The following is a 16,711-nucleotide window of genomic DNA, read 5'->3' on the forward strand; positions in this document are numbered from 1 at the left end:
TTGATTTTCTGGAGCTGAACCCAAGCTTACATGAAGGCTTGTCGAGCTCCGCGACCACTCTAAGGCCTGTTCGCGCGGGAAGCGCTTGACCGCGGGCAAGCCTGGCCGATGCCGCCTACCATGTGTTCTTCCCAGGCGACGCCGGACTCCGTCCAGCCGCCGCCCACGCCTCACCCATGTCCCTGCCCACCGTCTTCGCGCTCTCCGCGGCGCTGCACCTTTATATCGCCCTGCGCCTGGTGACCGCACTCCCCGTCGCGGGGGGCATCGCGCTGGCGCTGGTCCTGCTCGCCTCGGCGGCGCTGGTCCCCTCGGGGCTGCTTGCGCGCCGGCTGCTGCGCCCGCCCGCGGCGGACCGGCTCACCTGGGTGGGCATGCTGTTCATGGGTCTCTTCTCTTCCCTGCTGGTGCTCACGGTGCTGCGCGACCTCGTGCTGCTTGCAGCCCACCTCGCCGGCGTGGCGAGTCCCGCCCTGGCCGAGGACACGGCGGCGGCCGCGCCCTTGCTCGCGCTCGCGCTCAGCGCCGTCGGCTTCGTCAATGCGCGCCGCCCGGCCCGCGTGCGACGCGTGACGGTGCCGCTGGCGGACCTGCCGGACGCGCTCGCGGGCTTTCGAATCGTCCAGATCAGCGACATCCACGTGGGACCGACGATCAAGCACGAGTACCTGCAAGCCATCGTGGACCGCGTGAACGCGCTGGATGCGGACGTGGTCGCAATCACCGGCGACCTGGTCGACGGCTCGGTCGCCGAGCTGCGCGCGCACGTCGCGCCGCTGGCCCTGCTGCGGGCGCGACATGGCGTGTACTTCGTAACGGGCAATCACGAGTACTACTCCGGCGTGCATGGCTGGGTCGATGAACTCCAGCGCCTGGGCATCCGCGTGCTGCACAACGAGCACGTCGTGCTGCGCCACGAGGGCGCGCACCTGGTGCTGGCCGGCGTGACCGATTACACCGGACACCACTTCGACGAGGCGCATCGCAGCGATCCGGCCGCCGCACTCGCGGGCGCTCCCGACGGTGCGCCGCGCGTGCTGCTCGCGCACCAGCCACGTAGCGCACCTGCGGCGCAGGCGGCGGGCTTCGACCTGCAGCTCTCGGGGCACACGCACGGCGGGCAGTTCCTGCCCTGGACCTTCTTCGTTCCGCTGCAACAGCCTTACACGGCCGGGCTGCACCAGCTCGGCCGTTTGAGCATCTATGTCAGCCGTGGCACCGGTTACTGGGGTCCGCCGAAGCGGATTGGTGCACCATCTGAAATTGCCGAGTTGCTTCTGGCGGCGTCAGCCTGACTCCTACAGGCCGGCGGCGCGTTGTCCGACGTGGCTGAGCTTCGTGGCTACCCAACACTGACCTCATGGCACGCGCAGCTTTCCTCCCCTTCCCCCTCGCCGGCGCCGGCGCTTCCAACGTCATCTACCTCGGCGCGGCGCAGTGCCGCCGTAAATTCGAACTGTTCTACCCCGATGGCTTCGAGGACGAGACCTACCTCGTCGCCGAGCGCTCTCACAAGGAGCGCGCCCATCTCGAATGGGAAGCCGAACTGGCGCCCGCAGCCTTTCGCAAGCTGCTGGCGCGCGGCGAGTTCCGCGCGATCGCCGATGCGGCGGTTCGCATCGAGGCGCGCTCCAACCTGCTGTTCTCGTTCGACCGCATGGCCCTGCGCGATGCGGTGAAGTCGCCGGCGGGCGCGCGCCTGTTCGCCACCGAGCTCTACGCCTTCCTCTATGGCCACGGCTCGCCGCAGCGGCGCTTCAGCGACTGGCTCGAGGCGCTGGCCGACTTGCCGCAGCGCAAAAGCAAGGTGCTGACCTGGCCGGTGGCGACCGTGTTCGGCTTCATCGCGCGGCCGGACCGGCACCTGTTCTGCAAGCCGCGCTCCACGCGCAAGGCGGCGCAGCTGTATGGCTATGCACTGTCCTATCACCCCACGCCGTCCTGGGCCCGCTACCAGGACTTGCTGACCTTCGCGGCGGTGGTGCGGCGCGACCTGGACCGCAAGCCCGGCTTCCAGGCGCGCGACATGATCGACCTGCAGTCGTTCATCTGGGTGCAGGGCGCGCCGGAGTACGAGGCCTGAGCGGCGACGCTCAGCGCGCGCGACCGGCTCCGGCCGCCGCACGCGCGCAGCGCCAGCCTTCTTCGGCCAGCGGCAGCACGTTCAGCAGCAGCACCGCGCAGCCGAGGCCCACAAGGTAGCTCGCAGGCCAGGGCTCGGCCTTGAGCGCCAGCGCGAAGTCGGGCGCACCCGCCTCGAACAAGCCGGCCACCCGGTCCCAGCCGATGACGGCAACGAGTGCCAGCAGCAGCAGCGGCAGGATCTCCATGAAGCTGTGCACCATCTGCTCGCCGGGCTGCACCTCGCGCAAGGGCGTCGTGTAGCGCAGCTCGATCCACGTCGTGACCTCGTGCGCCAGGAAGCACGCGAACACCAGCAGCAGCACCGCCGCGTCGATCTCGAGCAGCGCGACCGCCAGCAAGGCTGCGCCGCCTTCGGCGAGCAGCACCCAGTGGAAGACGTTCTCCGGCCAGCCGCTGGTGTGCGCGATGTCCGTGCGGCGATGGCACCACCAGTCGGCGACGCCGGCGAGGACCCACAGCGGAATCACCACAACCATCAGCAACCAGCGGGCGGCATCCTCGACAGGCATCAATCCTCCGGTTGGCTCATGGCGCGAACTGCTCCATGCCCACGATCCCGATCTTCACCAGCCCTTCGCGTTGCGCGCTGGTGAGCGCCGCGGCCACGGCCTCGTACTTCGCGCGGCGATCCGGCCGAACATGGATCTCGGGCGGGTTCGCCTCGTGCGCGGCTTCGCGCAGCTTGGCTTCCAGCGCGGCGCGGTCGGCCAGCGGCTCGCCGTTCCACAGGAAGCGGCCGGCCGCATCGATGTCCAGCTGCGCCACCACGGGCGGTACGGGCGGCGGCGGCGAGTGGCGGCCCGGCATCTCCAGGCCGACGGCCTGCAGCTGGATGGGAATGGTGATGATCAACATCACCAGCAACACCAGCAGCACGTCCACCAGCGGCGTGGTGTTGATGTCGGCGATCGGTTCGGGATCGGCCTCGGTGCCGGCGCGGATGTGCATGGCTTCAGCGCGCCGGCGGTTCGGTGAGGAAGCCCACGCGGGCGATGCCGGCCTGCTGCGCCGCCAGCACGACGCGTCCGACGGCGTCGTACTCCGCGCGCGCGTCGCCACGGATGTGCAGCTCGGGCTGCGGCTGCATCGCCGCGATCTTCACCAGCAGCGTGCGCAGGCTCTCCGCATCCGGCAGGCGGGTGTCGAACCAGTAGATCGCGCCCTGCGCATCGACGGTGACGATCACGTCCTCCTGCTGCGGGTCGCGACGCGGGTTTTCCTCGCGCGGCAGGTTCACCGCGATGGAGCTGTTCACGACCGGGATGGTGATGAGGAAGATGATCAGCAGCACCAGCATCACGTCCACCAGCGGCGTGGTGTTGATGCTGGCGATCAGCGCATCCTCGCCGTCCTGCGGGTCGGCAAAGCGGATCGCCATCAGGCGCCCTGGCTGCCGGTGGCCAGCAGCACGGTATGCAGGTCCGAGCCGAAGGCGCGCACCGTGTCCATCGCCACCTTGTTGCGGCGGACCAGCCAGTTGTAGCCGAGCACCGCCGGCACCGCGACCGCCAGCCCGATGGCCGTCATGATCAGCGCCTCGCCCACCGGCCCGGCGACCTTGTCGATGGAAGCCTGGCCCGAAGCACCGATGCGCACCAGCGCGTTGTAGATGCCCCAGACCGTGCCGAACAGGCCGACGAAGGGCGCCGTGGAGCCCACCGTGGCGAGCACGGCCAGCCCTTCCTGCGTGCGGCTGTGCACCGTGCCGACGGCGCGTTCGATGCTTTGCGCCACCCAGGTGTTGAGATCCACTTTCCCGAGCAGGCCATCGTGCTTGCGCGTGGCGGCTATCGCCGACTCCGCGATGAAGCGGTACGGGCTGCCCGGCTGCAAGGCCTTGGCCCCTTGCTGCACGGTGTCGGCCTTCCAGAAGCTGGCGTTGGCGGCGCGGCCGTGGCCTCCCATGCGCGACTGCGCGAGTAGCTTGGAGAACAGCACGTACCAGCTGGCCAGCGACATCAGCACCAGCAGCACGATGGTCGCGCGCGACACGATGTCGCCCTGGGCCCAGAGCGCGGCGAACCCGTAGGGATTCGCCGGCGCGGGCGGCGCCTGGATCACCGGCAGTGCGGACTGCGCCGCGGCGCTTCCCGCGGCGAGGAGGGCGAGGACGGGGAACGACGCGGCAGCGGGTCGGTGCATGGATGGGGCGGGGCCTGCGAGGCCCTCATTCTGCTGAAGAACAAGATAATGCGCCATGGACCAACGATGGCGACCGAGCGTCACCGTCGCCGCCGTGATCGAGCGGGACGGGCGCTTCCTGATGATCGAGGAAGAAACTTCCGAGGGCTTGCGCATCAACAATCCCGCGGGCCACCTGGATCCGGGCGAGACGCCGGCCGAGGGCTGCGCGCGCGAGGCGCTGGAGGAAACCGCCTGGCACTTCCGGCCGACGCAGCTGCTCGGCGTCTACATCTCCCGCTTCCAGCGCGCCACCACGGGCGAGGACATCACCTACCTGCGCTTCGCCTTCACTGGCGAACTCGGCGCCGAGGAGAAGGGACGGCCGCTGGACCACGGCATCGTCCGCACGCTCTGGATGACGCCCGAGGAACTGCGCGCGACCGCCGCGCGCCACCGCAGCCCGCTGGTGCTGCGCTGCCTGGAGGATTACCTGGCCGGCGTGCGCTACCCGCTGGAGGCGATCCACTCGGACCCGAGCATCCGCGGGCCGGGCTGGGAGCGGGACAGCGAGGGCGGCGACGGCGAAGGGCGCTGAATCCGGCGCTCATGGCCGGGCGAGGTTGTGCAGCGGCTCACCCGCGCGCCAGCGGCGCAGGTTGTCCACGAACATGCGCCGCACGCGGGCCGCATTGCCGTCGGAAATCCCGGCGCTGTGCGGGGTGACGATCACGTTGGCCAGCGTCCACAGCGGCGAGTCGGCCGGCAGCGGCTCCTGCGCGAACACGTCGAGGAAGGCGCCGGCCAGCCGGCCCGAGCGCAGCGCTTCGACCAGCGCAGGCTGGTCCACGATCTCGCCGCGCGACACGTTCACGAGCTGCGCATGCGCAGGCAGCAGCGCCAGCGCCTGCGCGTCGACCATGCCCTCGGTCTGCGCGGTCAGCGGACAGGCCAGCACCAGCCAGTCGGCGCCGGGCAGCGTCGCGCGCCAGCGGCTGGCCGGCACGGTGAGGACGTCCGCCCCGGCGGACTGCGCCTGCTGACGCACCACCGTCACGCGCAGGCCGAGCGCCAGCAGCATGCGCCCGAGGTGCTGGCCGATCGGCCCCCAGCCCACGATGACGACGTGCTGCCCCTCCAGGTCGCGCGGCAGCGTGTCGCCCATCAGCGAGGCCCAGCGGCGCTGCTGCTGCGCCTGCAGGAGCTGCGGCAGCCGCCGCGCGAGCGCCAGCAGTCCGGCAAGCGCGGTGTGCGCGACCACCAGCGCGTTCGCACCCGAGGACGTGGTCACCTGCACGCCGCGCGCGAGCAGCTGCTGGTAGATCGCGCGATCCGCTCCTGCCGAGTGCACGTGCGTCCACTGCAGCGCGGGCGAACCGGCGAGCGCGGCATAGAAGCGCGCCGTCTCCGGCAGGATGGTGTGCTTGGTCGAGAGTCCCGTGACGTCGCGCGACACGAAGGCGAGGTCCGCGTCGCCCTCGTCCGGCATGCAGAGCGTGTGCGGGATGCCGGTGAGAACGCGCGCGATGTCCTCGCGCAGCTCGCGGGCGGCCTGCACGGACAGCAGGATGCGCAGCGGTCCCGCGCGGCCGGGGCTCACTCGGCGGTCGCCTTCGATTCGCGCACGATCGCCTTCCACTTGTCGTGCTCCTTCTGCACGAACGCGGCGAACTGTTTCGGCGACCCGCCCACCGGGTCGGCGCCCTCGCGCACCATCTGCGCCTCGAGCGCCGGCAGGGCCTCGTTCACCGCCTTGTTCAGTTCCGCGATCACCGCCTCGGGTGTACCGCGCGGCGCGAAGAAGCCGAACCACGAGCCCGCCTCGAAGCCGGGGAAGCCCCGCTCCGCCACCGTCGGCACGTCGGGCAGCGAACGCGAACGCTTCGCGCTGCTCACGGCCAGCGCGCGCAGGGTGCCCGCGCGGATCTGCTGGATCACCCAGGGGATGGTGGCAAACATGAACTGGACGCGGCCGGCCAGCAAGTCCTTGAGCGCATCGGCGCCCTTGTACGGCACGTGCGTCGTCTCGGCGCCGCTGCGCTGGCTGAGCATGAAGCCCGACAGGTGCGAGGAGGTGCCTATGCCCGTGGAGCTGTAATTGAGCTTGCCGGGGTTCGCCCTTGCGTACGCGACCAGTTCCTCCAGGGTGTTGGCGGGCACCGAGGGATGGACCACCAGCACGTTGGGCACGTCCGCGATCTGCACGACCGGCACGAGGTCCGCCAGCGGATCGATGTTGAGTTTCTTGTACAGCGAAGGATTGACGGCGATCGGCCCGACCGAATCGACGATGAAGGTGTAGCCGTCCGGCGCCGCGTGGGCTGCGAGCTCGGTGCCGAGGTTGCCGCCGGCGCCGGGCTTGTTGTCCACGACGAATGCCTGCTGGTAGCGCTCGGAGAGCTTCTGGCTCACCGCCCGGGCGAGGATGTCCGTCGTGCCGCCGGCCGTGAACGCGACCAGCACGCGCACGGGCCGGTTCGGCCAGTCGCCGGCCTGCGCGGCGGCGAACGGCGCGCTGGCGGCGGCTGCCAGGGCGACGAGCACGTCGCGGCGGGTCGGTACCACGGGATACTTCATGCGTTCCCCCTCGGTTCGTGTTGCCGCGCCAGCGGGCTAGTCGCGGTAGCCCGGATCGAGCCGGTCCAGCTTGCGCAGCAGCGCCGGCCACTCCATCAGGCCATACGGCCTGCGCGTTCCGGGTTGGTAGTTGTTCCAGGTTTCTTCCAGCACGTCCGGCGGCACCGGCCGCAGCTTCGTGTTGCAGGACATGGCGCCGATCTGCGAGCGGCAGGCCAGCTCGAGCCGGTGCGTCCAGTTGAAGCATTCGCCTGCGGTCCGGCCGACGACCAGCGCCCCGTGGTTGCGCAGGATGACCGCCTCCCCCTGCCCGAGGTCCGCGATCAGCGACGCCTTCTCGGAGTCGTCGAGCACCACGCCCTGGTACTCGTGGTAGCCGATCTTCAGGAAGCGCATCGCGGTCTGCGTGATCGGCAGCAGTCCGCAGTCCAGCGCCGACACCGCCATCGACGCCCAGCTGTGCGTGTGGATGATGCAGCCCACTTCGGGCCGCGCCTGGTGGATCGCGCTGTGGATCACGTAGCCGGCGCGGTTGACGCCGTAGTTCAGCGCGCCGAAGTCCGGCCGGGACAGGATGTTGCCCTCGATATCCACCTTGATCAGGCAGGAGGCCGTGATCTCCTCGTACATCATCCCGTAGGGGTTGATCAGGAAGGCGCCCTCCTCGTCCGGCACCCGCATCGAAATGTGGTTCGCCATCATGTCGGACATGCCGTAGAGATCCACCAGCCGGTAGCACGCCGCGAGATCCACCCGCGCCTGCCACTCGGCGTCGGAACAGCGGCCCTTCATCGACGGGATCTCCAGCACGCCGGGTCGTTTCATGGCTCCTCCTTGCCTTGCGTCCATGTTCGTTCAGTCGGCGCCCAGCTGCAAGCGGCCGGGCAGGCGCTTCTCGATCGCGTACTTCCAGAGCGCGGCGCTGCGGAACACGCCGTGCGCGAACTTGCCGTAAGGCAGGGTGAGGAACAAGGCCATCACCACGCCGAGGTGCACGGCGAGCAGCGCGCCCATCGCCGCGGTGTCGCGCAGCACGAGCAGCGCCAGCCCGGTCGCGCTGGTGAGCAGCAGCAGCGCGATGAAGGCGCGGTCCATGGGCCGCTGTCCCGCATCGCCCTGCAGCGGATGGCGCCGCATCCCGAGCCAGAACAGGCCGGCGGGCCCCACCAGCAGGCCGAGCCCGCCCACCGTGCCGAGCACCACGGGCAGGCTGGTGAGGGCGTACGGCGCTTCCCATCCGAAGACGTAGTGGTAGAGCGTGGCCACGCAGGTGGCGGCGAAGCACAGGAGGAAGCCGTAGAAGGTGAGATGGTGCAGGCGCCGGCGCGCCAGCGAGTAGCGGTCGTCCTCGTTGGTGCAGCCGTCGCCGTGACCGCCTTCGAGGTAGGTGAGCGCAGCGACGTCGTGGGCGGCCTGCGCTGCCGCAGGCGCACGCGCCGCAGCCAGCAGCGGTTCCTGCCCGGGCGGCAGGTCCCGCGCCGGCGACACCTCGCGCCAGAAGCGACGCGCGCCCAGCGCGAGCGCCAGCACGGCGAACAGGAACACCACGCCGAACAGCGTGGCCAGGAACGCGTGCGGGAAGATCGCGTAGAAGTTGCCTGCGAGCGGCTGCGTCCAGGCCGGGCCGGCCATGCGCATCGCCAGCACGAGGAAGAGCGCCAGCGCAGCGGCGAGCGCGAGCGCCACGGCCAGGCCGTTGCGCCGGTACAGCGCGCCGAAGGCCGCCGGCCACGCGTAGTGCTGGTAGGTTTCCCCGCGCACCTTCGCCATTGCCTGCGGAAAGGCAACCGCGAATTCATGTGGCGGCGCGTACTGGCAGGCGTGCAGGCAGGCGCCGCAGTTGTGGCAGAGGTTGGCCAGGTAGTGCACGTCGGCCCGGCCGAACTCCAGGCGGCGCGTCATCGCGGGGAACACCGCGCAGAAGCCCTCGCAGTAGCGGCAGGCGTTGCAGATCTGCAGTTGACGGGCAGCTTCAGCCTCGTTGGCGCTGAGCGGCAGCGCACCGTTGGCGAGTGCGACCGCGTCGCGGGTGAGCGCTTCAAGCTGCTGCATGCCGCACCTCCCGCAGTCCGGCCGCGGCGGCGGCGCTGGTGCCGGCGATCCGCCCGAAGGCCGTGCCGATGCTCATGCCGACGCCGGCCGTGTAGCCCTTGCCCAGCACGTTGCCGGCCATCATCTCGCCCGCGACGAACAGGTTGTCGCTGGGCTGGCCGCCGAAGTGCACGGCGGCATGTTCGTTCGTTTTCAATCCGAGATAGGTGAAGGTGATGCCGGGACGCAGCGCATAGCCGAGGAAGGGCGGCGTGGCTATGGGCCGCGCCCAGTGCGACTTCATCGGCGCAAGCCCCTCGGTGTGGCAGTCGTCCAGCACCGTGTGGTCGAAGTGGCCGACGCGGCAGGCCGCGTTGAAGTCGGCCAGCGTCTTCAGGAACGCGGCCTCGGGCAGTCCCATGGCACGGGCGAGTTCCGGCAGGCTGTCGGCGCGCACGCCGGGGAACACGGGCGGCATGAAGCGGCCGACCGCCTTGCTGTCGATAATGCAGTAGCCGATCTGCCCGGGCTGCAGGGCGACGAGCCGGCCCCAGATCGCGTAGCGCTTGGGCCAGAAGTCCTCGCCCTCGTCGTAGAAGCGCACGCCGTCGCGATTGACCATCACGCCGAGCGAGACCGCGTCCACGCGCGTGACGATGCCGCCGTCGTACAGCGGCGCACGGGCGTCGATGGCGACGCAGTGCGACTGCGACGGGTCGCCGATGATGTCGGCGCCCTGCCCCATCATGAACTTCAGCAGCGTGCCCTGGTTGAAGCGGGTGCCGCGGATCAGGAAGTTGTCGGCCGGCCACTCGCCGCGCTCGTTCTGCCCCCAGGCCTCGCGCATCCACTCGCGATTCGACTCGAAGCCGCCGCAGGCGAGCACGCAGGCCTTCGCCTCGATCCGTTCATTGCCGACGTACGCCGCGAGGAAGCGGCCGTCGCGCAGCTCGAGGCGATCCACCGGCGCGTCGTAGCGCACCTGCACGCCGAGGGTCTCCGCGCTGCGGTAGTACGCGTTGACCAGCGCCTTGCCGCCGCCCATGAAGAAGGCATTGGTGCGCGACAGGTGCAACGTGCCGGCCAGCGAGGGCTGGAAGCGCACGCCGTGCCGGCGCATCCACGGCCGGCAGGTGGAGGAGGCGCGGATCGTGAGCCGGGCGAGCTTCTCGTCGGTCGCGCCGCCGGTGACCTTGAGCAGGTCCTGCCAGAACTCCTCCTCCGGGTACGCGTCCAGCAGGACGTCCTGCGGCGCGTCATGCATGCAGCGCAGGTTGCGGGTGTGCTGCGAATTGCCGCCGCGCCATTCGCGCGGGGCGGACTCCAGCAGGAGCACGCTCGCGCCGGCCTCGCGGGCCATCAGCGCAGCGCACAGGGCGGCGTTGCCGCCGCCGATCACGAGCACATCGATCATGGGCCGCGACTCTAGGGCCTGCGCGCGGGTACGGGAAGCCTGCCGCGCTCACGGGGGTATCACGAATCGTGATGGGCCAGCCGCGCCCCGCCCCACTGCCCCGCCTCCACAAGCTCGCGCACGCAGGCGGCCAGCGCCACCCGCACCGCCAGCGCCGCGGGCGAGAGCTCGTCGTCCGAGAGGCTGCACAGCGAGTTCAGGCGCACGGCCTGGGCGTCGGCGATCTCGGCGAGCTGGAAGCGCTCCTGCGCATCGGCGAAGCGCCCCAGCGCCGCCCAGGGCTGGATGGTCGCGCCTAGGCCCGCGGCCACCGCGTCCATCAGCATGGTGAGCGAATCGATCTCGGTCGTCACGGCGGGCTTGAGCCGCGCGCGCCCGAACGCCGCGTCGAGCGTGCTGCGCAAGCCGTGGCCCGCGCTGGGCAGGATCAGCCGCATGCCCTTCAGCTCCCGCAGCCGCACGCGCGGCGGCAGCGCCTGCCCATGCCGGCGCGACTGGATCACGAACAGCTTCTCGCGCAGCAGCGGCGTCACGCTCCAGCGGCGCGCCGGGTGCGTGTCGAACAGCACGGCGAGATCGAGTTGGCGCGCGTTCAGCATCGTGGAGAGATGGCCGGAGAGGCTCTCCACCATGTGCAGCCGCACGTCGGGGTAGCGCTCTCCCACCGCGCGCATCAGCGGCAGGCCGAGCACGGAGGCGGTGGTCGGCGCCAGGCCCACGCTGACGCTGCCGGACAGGCGCGCCTGCTGCGCCGCGCGGCTCGCCTCGTCGGCGTGGCGCAGGGCGAGCTGCGCCTCGCGGAAGAAGGCGAGGCCGGCCTCGGTAGGGGCCACGCCCTTGGCGCTGCGTTGCAGGAGCCGGGTGGACAACTCGCTCTCCAGGCGGCTGATCTGCTGGCTGAGGCCCGACTGCACGACGCCCAGGTCGAGGGCGGCACGGCTCATCGAGCCGAGCTCCACGACGCGCGCGAAGTAGCGCAACTGCCTCAGTTCCATGCGACTAGGGTAACCGCGCCCCGCCGCCGGGGTCTCAGCGCAGCGCCGCTGCGCCCGCCTTCGCGCCGACCTCGTCCTGCGAACCGGTGCCACCGGAACAGCCGATCGCACCGACCAGGCGCCCGCCCTCCACCAGCGGGATGCCGCCGCGCGCGGCGATGACGTCGTCGAGCGTGAGGAGATAGTTGAACCCGCCCTGCACGCCGGCTTCCAAGGCCTTGGTCTCGCGGCGGTACGTGGCCGCCACGCGCGCCTTGTGTTCCGCGATCGCGATGGAGGCGAGCTGCGCGCCGTCCATCCGCTTGAGGGCGACCAGGTTCGCCCCCGAATCGACCACGGTGCAGACCAGCTTCCAGTCGTGGCGGTGCGCCTCGGCCAGCGCCGCGTTGATCAGGGCGTCCGCGCGCTCGAGGCCGATGGGAGCGCCGTAGGGAACGTCGAACGGAATCTTCTCGGGAATCGCGTCGAGCGGATTGGCCGGTTGCTGCGCGCTGGCGGTACTGCAGGCCAGGAACAAGGCGAGGGCGGCCGCGGCCGCGACGGGGGTCTGTCTCATGCACTTCTCCGTGGTGACTGGTGGGCGCCGCCGGTCCGGTGACCGGCGCACTGTAGGGGGACGGCAGCGCCCGGTCATCCGGGTAAGTGATAGGCGCGATCGCGGGACTATTTGGCGCAGTTGCCCGAGAGCGCCCGGCCGATCACGACCGGCGCCTGCAGCAGGCCGCCGGCCCGGGGCTCTTGCGCGGGGGCGTGCAGGCAGTCGTCGCGTCCCGCCCCCTCGACGCCTTGTTCGAACGGATCCTTGCGTTCGCGCCGCAACTGCTCGTTCGCCATGTCGGCGAGGCTGCGGCGCTGCGTGTTCCAGGGGCCGGGCACGATCGCGCGCGGCGACGGCGGCAGGATCACGGGTGCGGGCGGCAAGGCCGGACGCGGTGCGGGCGGCGCCACGCCAGGCGGACCCCAGCCGGGCGCAGCGGCCGGTCCGGGCGTTCCGTTCCCCGGCTGCGCCGCGGCGGGTCCGGCCGGCGCAGCGGACGCGGGTCCGGGCACTGCCGGTCCCGGGCTGCTCACGGTCGCAGGCGGCGCCGGTGCGACCGGCGCAGTCGCTGCGGCCGGTGGCGCGGGAACGGGTGCAGGCGGGGCGGGCACCGGCGCAGGAGCAGGAGGTGCCGGCACGGGAGCCGGTGCGGGCGGCGCAGGGGCGGGTGCGGGCTCCGGCGCCGGTGCGGGAACTGGAGCGGGCGCGGGCACCGGGGCAGGTGCGGGCACAGGTGCGGGGGCGGGCACAGGTGCGGGTGCGGGCTCGGGTACGGGCGCAGGCTCGGGCGCCGGAAGGGGCGCCGGCGCAGGCACCGGGACCGGCGCGGGTGCGGGTGCAGGCACAGGGATGGGCACAGGCACGGGAGCTGGCGCCGGAACGGACTCGGGCACGGGCTCGGGCGGCGCGGGCGCGGCGACCTCCGGCGCTGGCGCCGGCGCAGTCACCTCGGGAACGGGCGCAGGCTCCGGCTCGACCTTCGGCGGCTTCACAGCGGTTTCGGTGCGCACGCGCGGCGCCGGCGCGGCCTCCGGGGTGGAACGCGGCGTCTCGCGGCGCTGGGGCTGCCGCTTCGGCTGGTGCAACTGCAAGCTGTCCGGAAGCGTGTCCGTCGCCTGCAGGGGAACGCTGGACTCCGGCCGCATGGTGAAGACGGAGAGCGGGTCTCCCGCGCTGCGCGGGTTGGCGGGCAAGGTGATCGCACGGCTGGGCGCAGGCGCGACCGGAGCCGGCGGGCTGGCGGGCCGCAGCGCCTGGACCACGACGTAGCGCACGGCCTGCTGCACCGGCGCGTACTGCAGCAGCAGCCACAGCAGCGCGATGTGCAGCAAGCCGCTGGCTGCGATGCCGCCGGGCGAGATGCGGTCCCGCGGCAGGCGCACGGAGTTGGGCTTGGACAGCATGAGGGCAAGGGTCCGCTGGGATAATCGCATACATGGGTCGCAAACCACGCGTCGTCGTCGGTCTGAGCGGAGGCGTGGACTCCGCGGTCAGCGCGTGGCTGCTCAAGAAGCACGGCTACGAGGTCGTCGGCCTGTTCATGAAGAACTGGGAAGACGACGACGACAGCGAGTACTGCTCCTCCAACGTGGATTTCGTCGACGCCGCGGCCGTGGCCGACGTGATCGGCATCGAGATCGAGCACGTCAACTTCGCGGCCGAATACAAGGACCGCGTCTTCGCGGAGTTCCTGCGCGAATACCAGGCCGGCCGCACGCCGAACCCGGACGTGCTGTGCAACGCGGAGATCAAGTTCAAGGCCTTCCTGGACCACGCGATGCGCCTGGGCGCCGAGAAGATCGCCACCGGCCACTACGCGCGCGTGCGCGAGCGTGACCTCGGCGGCAATCTCGTGCGCTACGAGCTGCTGAAGGGACTCGACGACAGCAAGGACCAGAGCTACTTCCTGCATCGCCTGAACCAGGCGCAGCTCGCGAAGACGCTGTTCCCCGTCGGCGAGCTGCGCAAGACGGTGGTGCGCCAGCTCGCCGAGCAGATCGGGCTGCCGAACGCGAAGAAGAAGGATTCGACGGGCATCTGCTTCATCGGCGAACGGCCCTTCCGCGAGTTCCTGAACCGCTACATCAGCAAGGAGCCCGGCCCGATCAAGGACGAACGCGGCCGCGTCATCGGCCAGCACCAGGGGCTGTCCTTCTATACGCTGGGGCAGCGGCAGGGGCTGGGCATCGGCGGCGTGAAGGAGAAGGGCGCACAACGCGGCGGCGGCGAGCACGCGCCCTGGTTCGTGGCGCGCAAGGACGTGGCGAAGAACACCTTGTGGGTGGTGCAAGGCCACGAACATCCGTGGCTGCTGTCCGACGCCTTGCAGGCCGACGACGTGAGCTGGATCGCCGGCGAGGCTCCGGTTGCCGGCGACTATGCGGCCAAGACGCGCTACCGCCAGGCGGACGCGCCCTGCACGCTCTCGCACCGCAACGCGGGCTTCCGCCTCGCCTTCAGCGACCCGCAGTGGGCCGTTACGCCGGGGCAGTCCGCAGTGCTCTACGACGGCGACGTCTGCCTGGGAGGCGGGGTGATCGCTGCGGCAGAGGCGGTGCCTGCGCCGGCGAAGGCTCCGGCCTGAGCTGCCGGCAGGCGGACCGGCCCGCCTGCCATCGGACCTTCGTCCAATCAGCACCGGCGCGCGGGCCGCCGACACTGCGCCTCATGTCCCCTCCCCGTCGACTCCTCGCCGCGCTGGCGGCCGTTCTGCTGGCCGGCTGCGCGCCCGTCGTGCCGCACCTGACGCCCTCGCCCGCCGTCATCAAGGACCCGCGCATCGACTTCGAGCGCCACCTGCAGCCGGCGCTGAAGACGACGCAGCTGCCGGTCTTCTTCGCCACCACCCGGCAAGCGACCGATGGCCCGGAGCACTTCGGCAACGATCAGGCCGACGGCGTGACCCTCGGCATCGCCACCGTGCGCCTGGGCGAGCCGGGCTGGACCTGGCCGGAGCTGGTCGCCTCGGACCTCGCGAGCACCGTCGACGAGCCCCGTCCCGGCGCCGTCGAACTGGTGCAGTCGCTGGGGCAGGCGGGGCGCGACGACGCGCTCACCGAGGCCGATCGCGAATTCATCGCCAGCATCGACGCGCAGATCGCACGCTCGCCGAACCGCTCCGTGGTGCTGTACGTGCACGGCTACCGCGTCACCTTCGACGAGGTCGCGGTGCAGATGGGATCGTTCGCGCACTACCTGGGCCAGGGCGCCACGGTGACCTTCCAGTGGCCGACGGATACCAAGTTCTGGAACTACGTCAGCGATTGTCCGCAGGCCCGCCGGTCCATCCCGCAGATCGCGCGCATGGTCGCCCTGCTGTCCCGCACCCAGGCGCGGCAGGTGAACCTGCTCGCCTACAGCTGCGGCTCGCCCCTGCTCGCCTCCGCGCTGGCACAGCTGCGCGAGCAGCATGCCGACATGGACGCCGCCGCGTTGCAGCAGCGCTTCCGCATCGGCAACGTCATCTTCGCCGCGTCGGACGTGGACCTGAAGACCTTCGCACGCGAGCACGTCAAGCCCGCGCTGGACCTGTCGCAGCAGGTCATCGTGTATTTCTCGCGCGCCGACCGGGCGCTCGGGTTCTCATCCCTGATCGCCGGCGCCTCGCGCCTGGGCGACCCGGACCTGAAGGACCTGGAGGAACTGAGCCCCGAGGAGCTGGCGGTGATGGCCGAGAACCCGCACTTCCAGGCCGTCGACGTCACGGACGTGCGCGGCGCGCACGAGATGGGCGGCATGAAAGGGCACGGCTACTGGTACGCCAACGAAGTGATCTCCACCGACGTGATGCTGTCGCTGCGCTACCCCATCCCGCCGCAGCAGCGCTGCCTGAAGAACAAGGTCGGCACGCGCGTGTGGAGCATCCCGGAGGACTACGTGGACTGCGTGGCGACCCGGCTGCTGCAGGTGTATCCGCAGTTGCGGCGCTAGCAATCCGCGCGGCTGGCAGGCGGGACCGCGTCGCGGAGCCCCACTTCCACCATCGCATCCGCGGGCAAGCCCGCGATCCAGGGCAGCAGCAGTTCCACCACCGTGGGACGCTGGAAATGCGCCGGCTTGGTCTCCGGGTGCGGGTAGTACCAGAGCCCCTCGTGCACAGTGCCCGCGTGGCGCAGCGCGATGAGCGTGAGCAGGAAGCGTTCCTCCAGTTCGCCGAACCAGCGCAGGCGGACGTCGAAGGCGGGGCTGGGCGGAGGCGGCGTGTGCGGCGCCAGATCCACGTTCAGGGTGCCCGCAAAATACGGCGACAGGTCCACGCCTTGCGCGCGGAAGAAAGGCGCTTGCAGCGCGATCGTGCCCGCGGGGTACGGGCTGTCCTTCGCGCGGCCGCTCGCCACGCCGTAGCCGGCGATGCGCCGACCGGGCAGCCAGTGCCAGCGCGCTGCGTCGATGTCCATGGGCGCAATCTAACGGGTTCCGCCCGCCACGGACTCACTCCTCCGAACGATACATGCCGCCAGCACGCGGCGGGCGCTCGTGTTCGCGACGCGCCCGTCAACCTGTCTCTGCCTGCGGCTCGTGCAGCTCGATTGCCACGAGCAGGAACTCGTGGGCGGCGGCAATCAATGCTGGTCGAGACGCACGGCAGCGACGACGACCCTGCCGCGCACGTAGCGCTGCAAGCGCCACGCGTTCATCACATCGATCGCGAGATCGAAGCTGGCGAGGTTCAGTTCGTACAGGCTGTGCAGGTCGAAGGCCGAGTCTTCCTGCAACGCCTGCAGCAGCTTGCGCAAGACGGCCGATTCGGTCGCTGTCGGGTTGCTGGCGATGAAGGCCTCTGCAGCGTTGATGGCATCCACTGAAACTCTCCGGAAGTTGGAGGCTGCGTTCTAGCAGTCTCGCGTGCATGGCGACCGACATCGCAGGTCGCGTCGGCTCAGGCGCTCG

19 protein-coding genes are annotated in these 16,711 nt (G+C 70.8%); 5 read left to right on the forward strand and 14 right to left on the reverse strand.

The window, feature by feature from the left end; genetic code table 11:
• Positions 1-176 precede the first annotated feature (176 nt).
• Positions 177-1,295, forward strand: a complete 1,119-nt coding sequence (locus tag JJB11_RS05075) for a metallophosphoesterase (protein WP_201166791.1) — start codon at positions 177-179, stop codon at positions 1,293-1,295.
• Positions 1,296-1,360: 65 nt separating this feature from the next.
• Positions 1,361-2,083, forward strand: a complete 723-nt coding sequence (locus JJB11_RS05080) for a hypothetical protein (RefSeq protein WP_201166792.1) — start codon at positions 1,361-1,363, stop codon at positions 2,081-2,083.
• A gap of 10 nt (positions 2,084-2,093) precedes the next feature.
• Here the strand turns inward: JJB11_RS05080 and JJB11_RS05085 are convergent, their stop codons facing one another.
• Genes JJB11_RS05085 through JJB11_RS05100 form a run of 4 tightly spaced genes read right to left on the reverse strand, consistent with a single transcriptional unit; the run spans position 2,094 to position 4,287 of the window.
• On the reverse strand, positions 2,094-2,654 hold the full coding sequence (locus tag JJB11_RS05085; RefSeq protein WP_201166793.1) for a diguanylate cyclase: 561 nt from the start codon (positions 2,652-2,654) through the stop codon (positions 2,094-2,096).
• A 16-nt stretch (positions 2,655-2,670) separates the two neighbouring features.
• Positions 2,671-3,093, reverse strand: a complete 423-nt coding sequence (locus JJB11_RS05090) for an ExbD/TolR family protein (RefSeq protein WP_201166794.1) — start codon at positions 3,091-3,093, stop codon at positions 2,671-2,673.
• 4 nt (positions 3,094-3,097) lie between these two features.
• A complete protein-coding gene (locus tag JJB11_RS05095; protein WP_201166795.1) occupies positions 3,098-3,523 on the reverse strand; it encodes an ExbD/TolR family protein in 426 nt (141 codons plus the stop codon).
• Positions 3,523-4,287, reverse strand: coding sequence for a MotA/TolQ/ExbB proton channel family protein (locus JJB11_RS05100; protein WP_201964600.1), 765 nt, complete (start codon positions 4,285-4,287; stop codon positions 3,523-3,525). The genes JJB11_RS05095 and JJB11_RS05100 overlap by 1 nt, the downstream gene beginning before the upstream one ends.
• A gap of 55 nt (positions 4,288-4,342) precedes the next feature.
• Between JJB11_RS05100 and JJB11_RS05105 the strand changes: the two genes are divergently transcribed.
• Positions 4,343-4,864, forward strand: coding sequence for an NUDIX hydrolase (locus JJB11_RS05105; protein ID WP_201166797.1), 522 nt, complete (start codon positions 4,343-4,345; stop codon positions 4,862-4,864).
• Positions 4,865-4,873: 9 nt separating this feature from the next.
• Here JJB11_RS05105 and JJB11_RS05110 read toward each other — a convergent pair whose 3' ends face one another.
• From JJB11_RS05110 to JJB11_RS05145, 8 genes are all read right to left on the reverse strand, one after another.
• Positions 4,874-5,866: an NAD(P)-dependent oxidoreductase gene (locus JJB11_RS05110; RefSeq protein ID WP_201964601.1), complete on the reverse strand. Its 993-nt coding sequence runs from the start codon at positions 5,864-5,866 to the stop codon at positions 4,874-4,876.
• Positions 5,863-6,843 (reverse strand): Bug family tripartite tricarboxylate transporter substrate binding protein, encoded by a 981-nt coding sequence (locus JJB11_RS05115; RefSeq protein ID WP_201166798.1) that lies wholly within the window; start codon positions 6,841-6,843, stop codon positions 5,863-5,865. Before JJB11_RS05115 ends, JJB11_RS05110 begins: the two co-directional genes overlap by 4 nt.
• 36 nt (positions 6,844-6,879) lie before the next feature.
• Positions 6,880-7,668 carry a class II aldolase/adducin family protein gene (locus JJB11_RS05120; protein ID WP_201166799.1) on the reverse strand — a complete coding sequence of 263 codons (789 nt, stop codon included), beginning with the start codon at positions 7,666-7,668 and terminating at the stop codon, positions 6,880-6,882.
• Between the two features lie 30 nt (positions 7,669-7,698).
• Positions 7,699-8,895: a tricarballylate utilization 4Fe-4S protein TcuB gene (gene tcuB / locus JJB11_RS05125; protein WP_201166800.1), complete on the reverse strand. Its 1,197-nt coding sequence runs from the start codon at positions 8,893-8,895 to the stop codon at positions 7,699-7,701.
• On the reverse strand, positions 8,882-10,288 hold the full coding sequence (gene tcuA, locus JJB11_RS05130; protein ID WP_201166801.1) for an FAD-dependent tricarballylate dehydrogenase TcuA: 1,407 nt from the start codon (positions 10,286-10,288) through the stop codon (positions 8,882-8,884). The genes tcuB and tcuA overlap by 14 nt, the downstream gene beginning before the upstream one ends.
• A 59-nt stretch (positions 10,289-10,347) precedes the next feature.
• Positions 10,348-11,283 (reverse strand): LysR family transcriptional regulator, encoded by a 936-nt coding sequence (locus JJB11_RS05135; RefSeq protein ID WP_201166802.1) that lies wholly within the window; start codon positions 11,281-11,283, stop codon positions 10,348-10,350.
• A gap of 34 nt (positions 11,284-11,317) precedes the next feature.
• Complete coding sequence (locus tag JJB11_RS05140) at positions 11,318-11,839, reverse strand: GlcG/HbpS family heme-binding protein (protein ID WP_201166803.1); 522 nt, start codon at positions 11,837-11,839, stop codon at positions 11,318-11,320.
• A 107-nt stretch (positions 11,840-11,946) separates the two neighbouring features.
• Positions 11,947-13,224 carry a hypothetical protein gene (locus tag JJB11_RS05145; protein WP_201166804.1) on the reverse strand — a complete coding sequence of 426 codons (1,278 nt, stop codon included), beginning with the start codon at positions 13,222-13,224 and terminating at the stop codon, positions 11,947-11,949.
• Positions 13,225-13,256: 32 nt separating this feature from the next.
• Between JJB11_RS05145 and mnmA the strand changes: the two genes are divergently transcribed.
• Both mnmA and JJB11_RS05155 read left to right on the forward strand, forming a co-directional pair.
• On the forward strand, positions 13,257-14,405 hold the full coding sequence (gene mnmA, locus JJB11_RS05150; RefSeq protein WP_201166805.1) for a tRNA 2-thiouridine(34) synthase MnmA: 1,149 nt from the start codon (positions 13,257-13,259) through the stop codon (positions 14,403-14,405).
• A gap of 83 nt (positions 14,406-14,488) precedes the next feature.
• Positions 14,489-15,751 (forward strand): alpha/beta hydrolase, encoded by a 1,263-nt coding sequence (locus JJB11_RS05155; protein WP_201166806.1) that lies wholly within the window; start codon positions 14,489-14,491, stop codon positions 15,749-15,751.
• Here the strand turns inward: JJB11_RS05155 and JJB11_RS05160 are convergent.
• The gene (locus JJB11_RS05160; RefSeq protein ID WP_201166807.1) at positions 15,748-16,218 is read right to left on the reverse strand and encodes a hypothetical protein; all 471 of its coding nucleotides are present in this window, start codon (positions 16,216-16,218) and stop codon (positions 15,748-15,750) included. The two genes, JJB11_RS05155 and JJB11_RS05160, sit on opposite strands and share 4 nt — an antisense overlap.
• Positions 16,219-16,383: 165 nt before the next feature.
• A complete protein-coding gene (locus tag JJB11_RS05165) occupies positions 16,384-16,623 on the reverse strand; it encodes a hypothetical protein (RefSeq protein ID WP_201166808.1) in 240 nt (79 codons plus the stop codon).
• Positions 16,624-16,711: the final 88 nt, after the last annotated feature.

This window comes from Ramlibacter ginsenosidimutans (genome assembly GCF_016654015.1).
Classification (GTDB): Bacteria; Pseudomonadota; Gammaproteobacteria; order Burkholderiales; family Burkholderiaceae_C; genus Ramlibacter; species Ramlibacter ginsenosidimutans.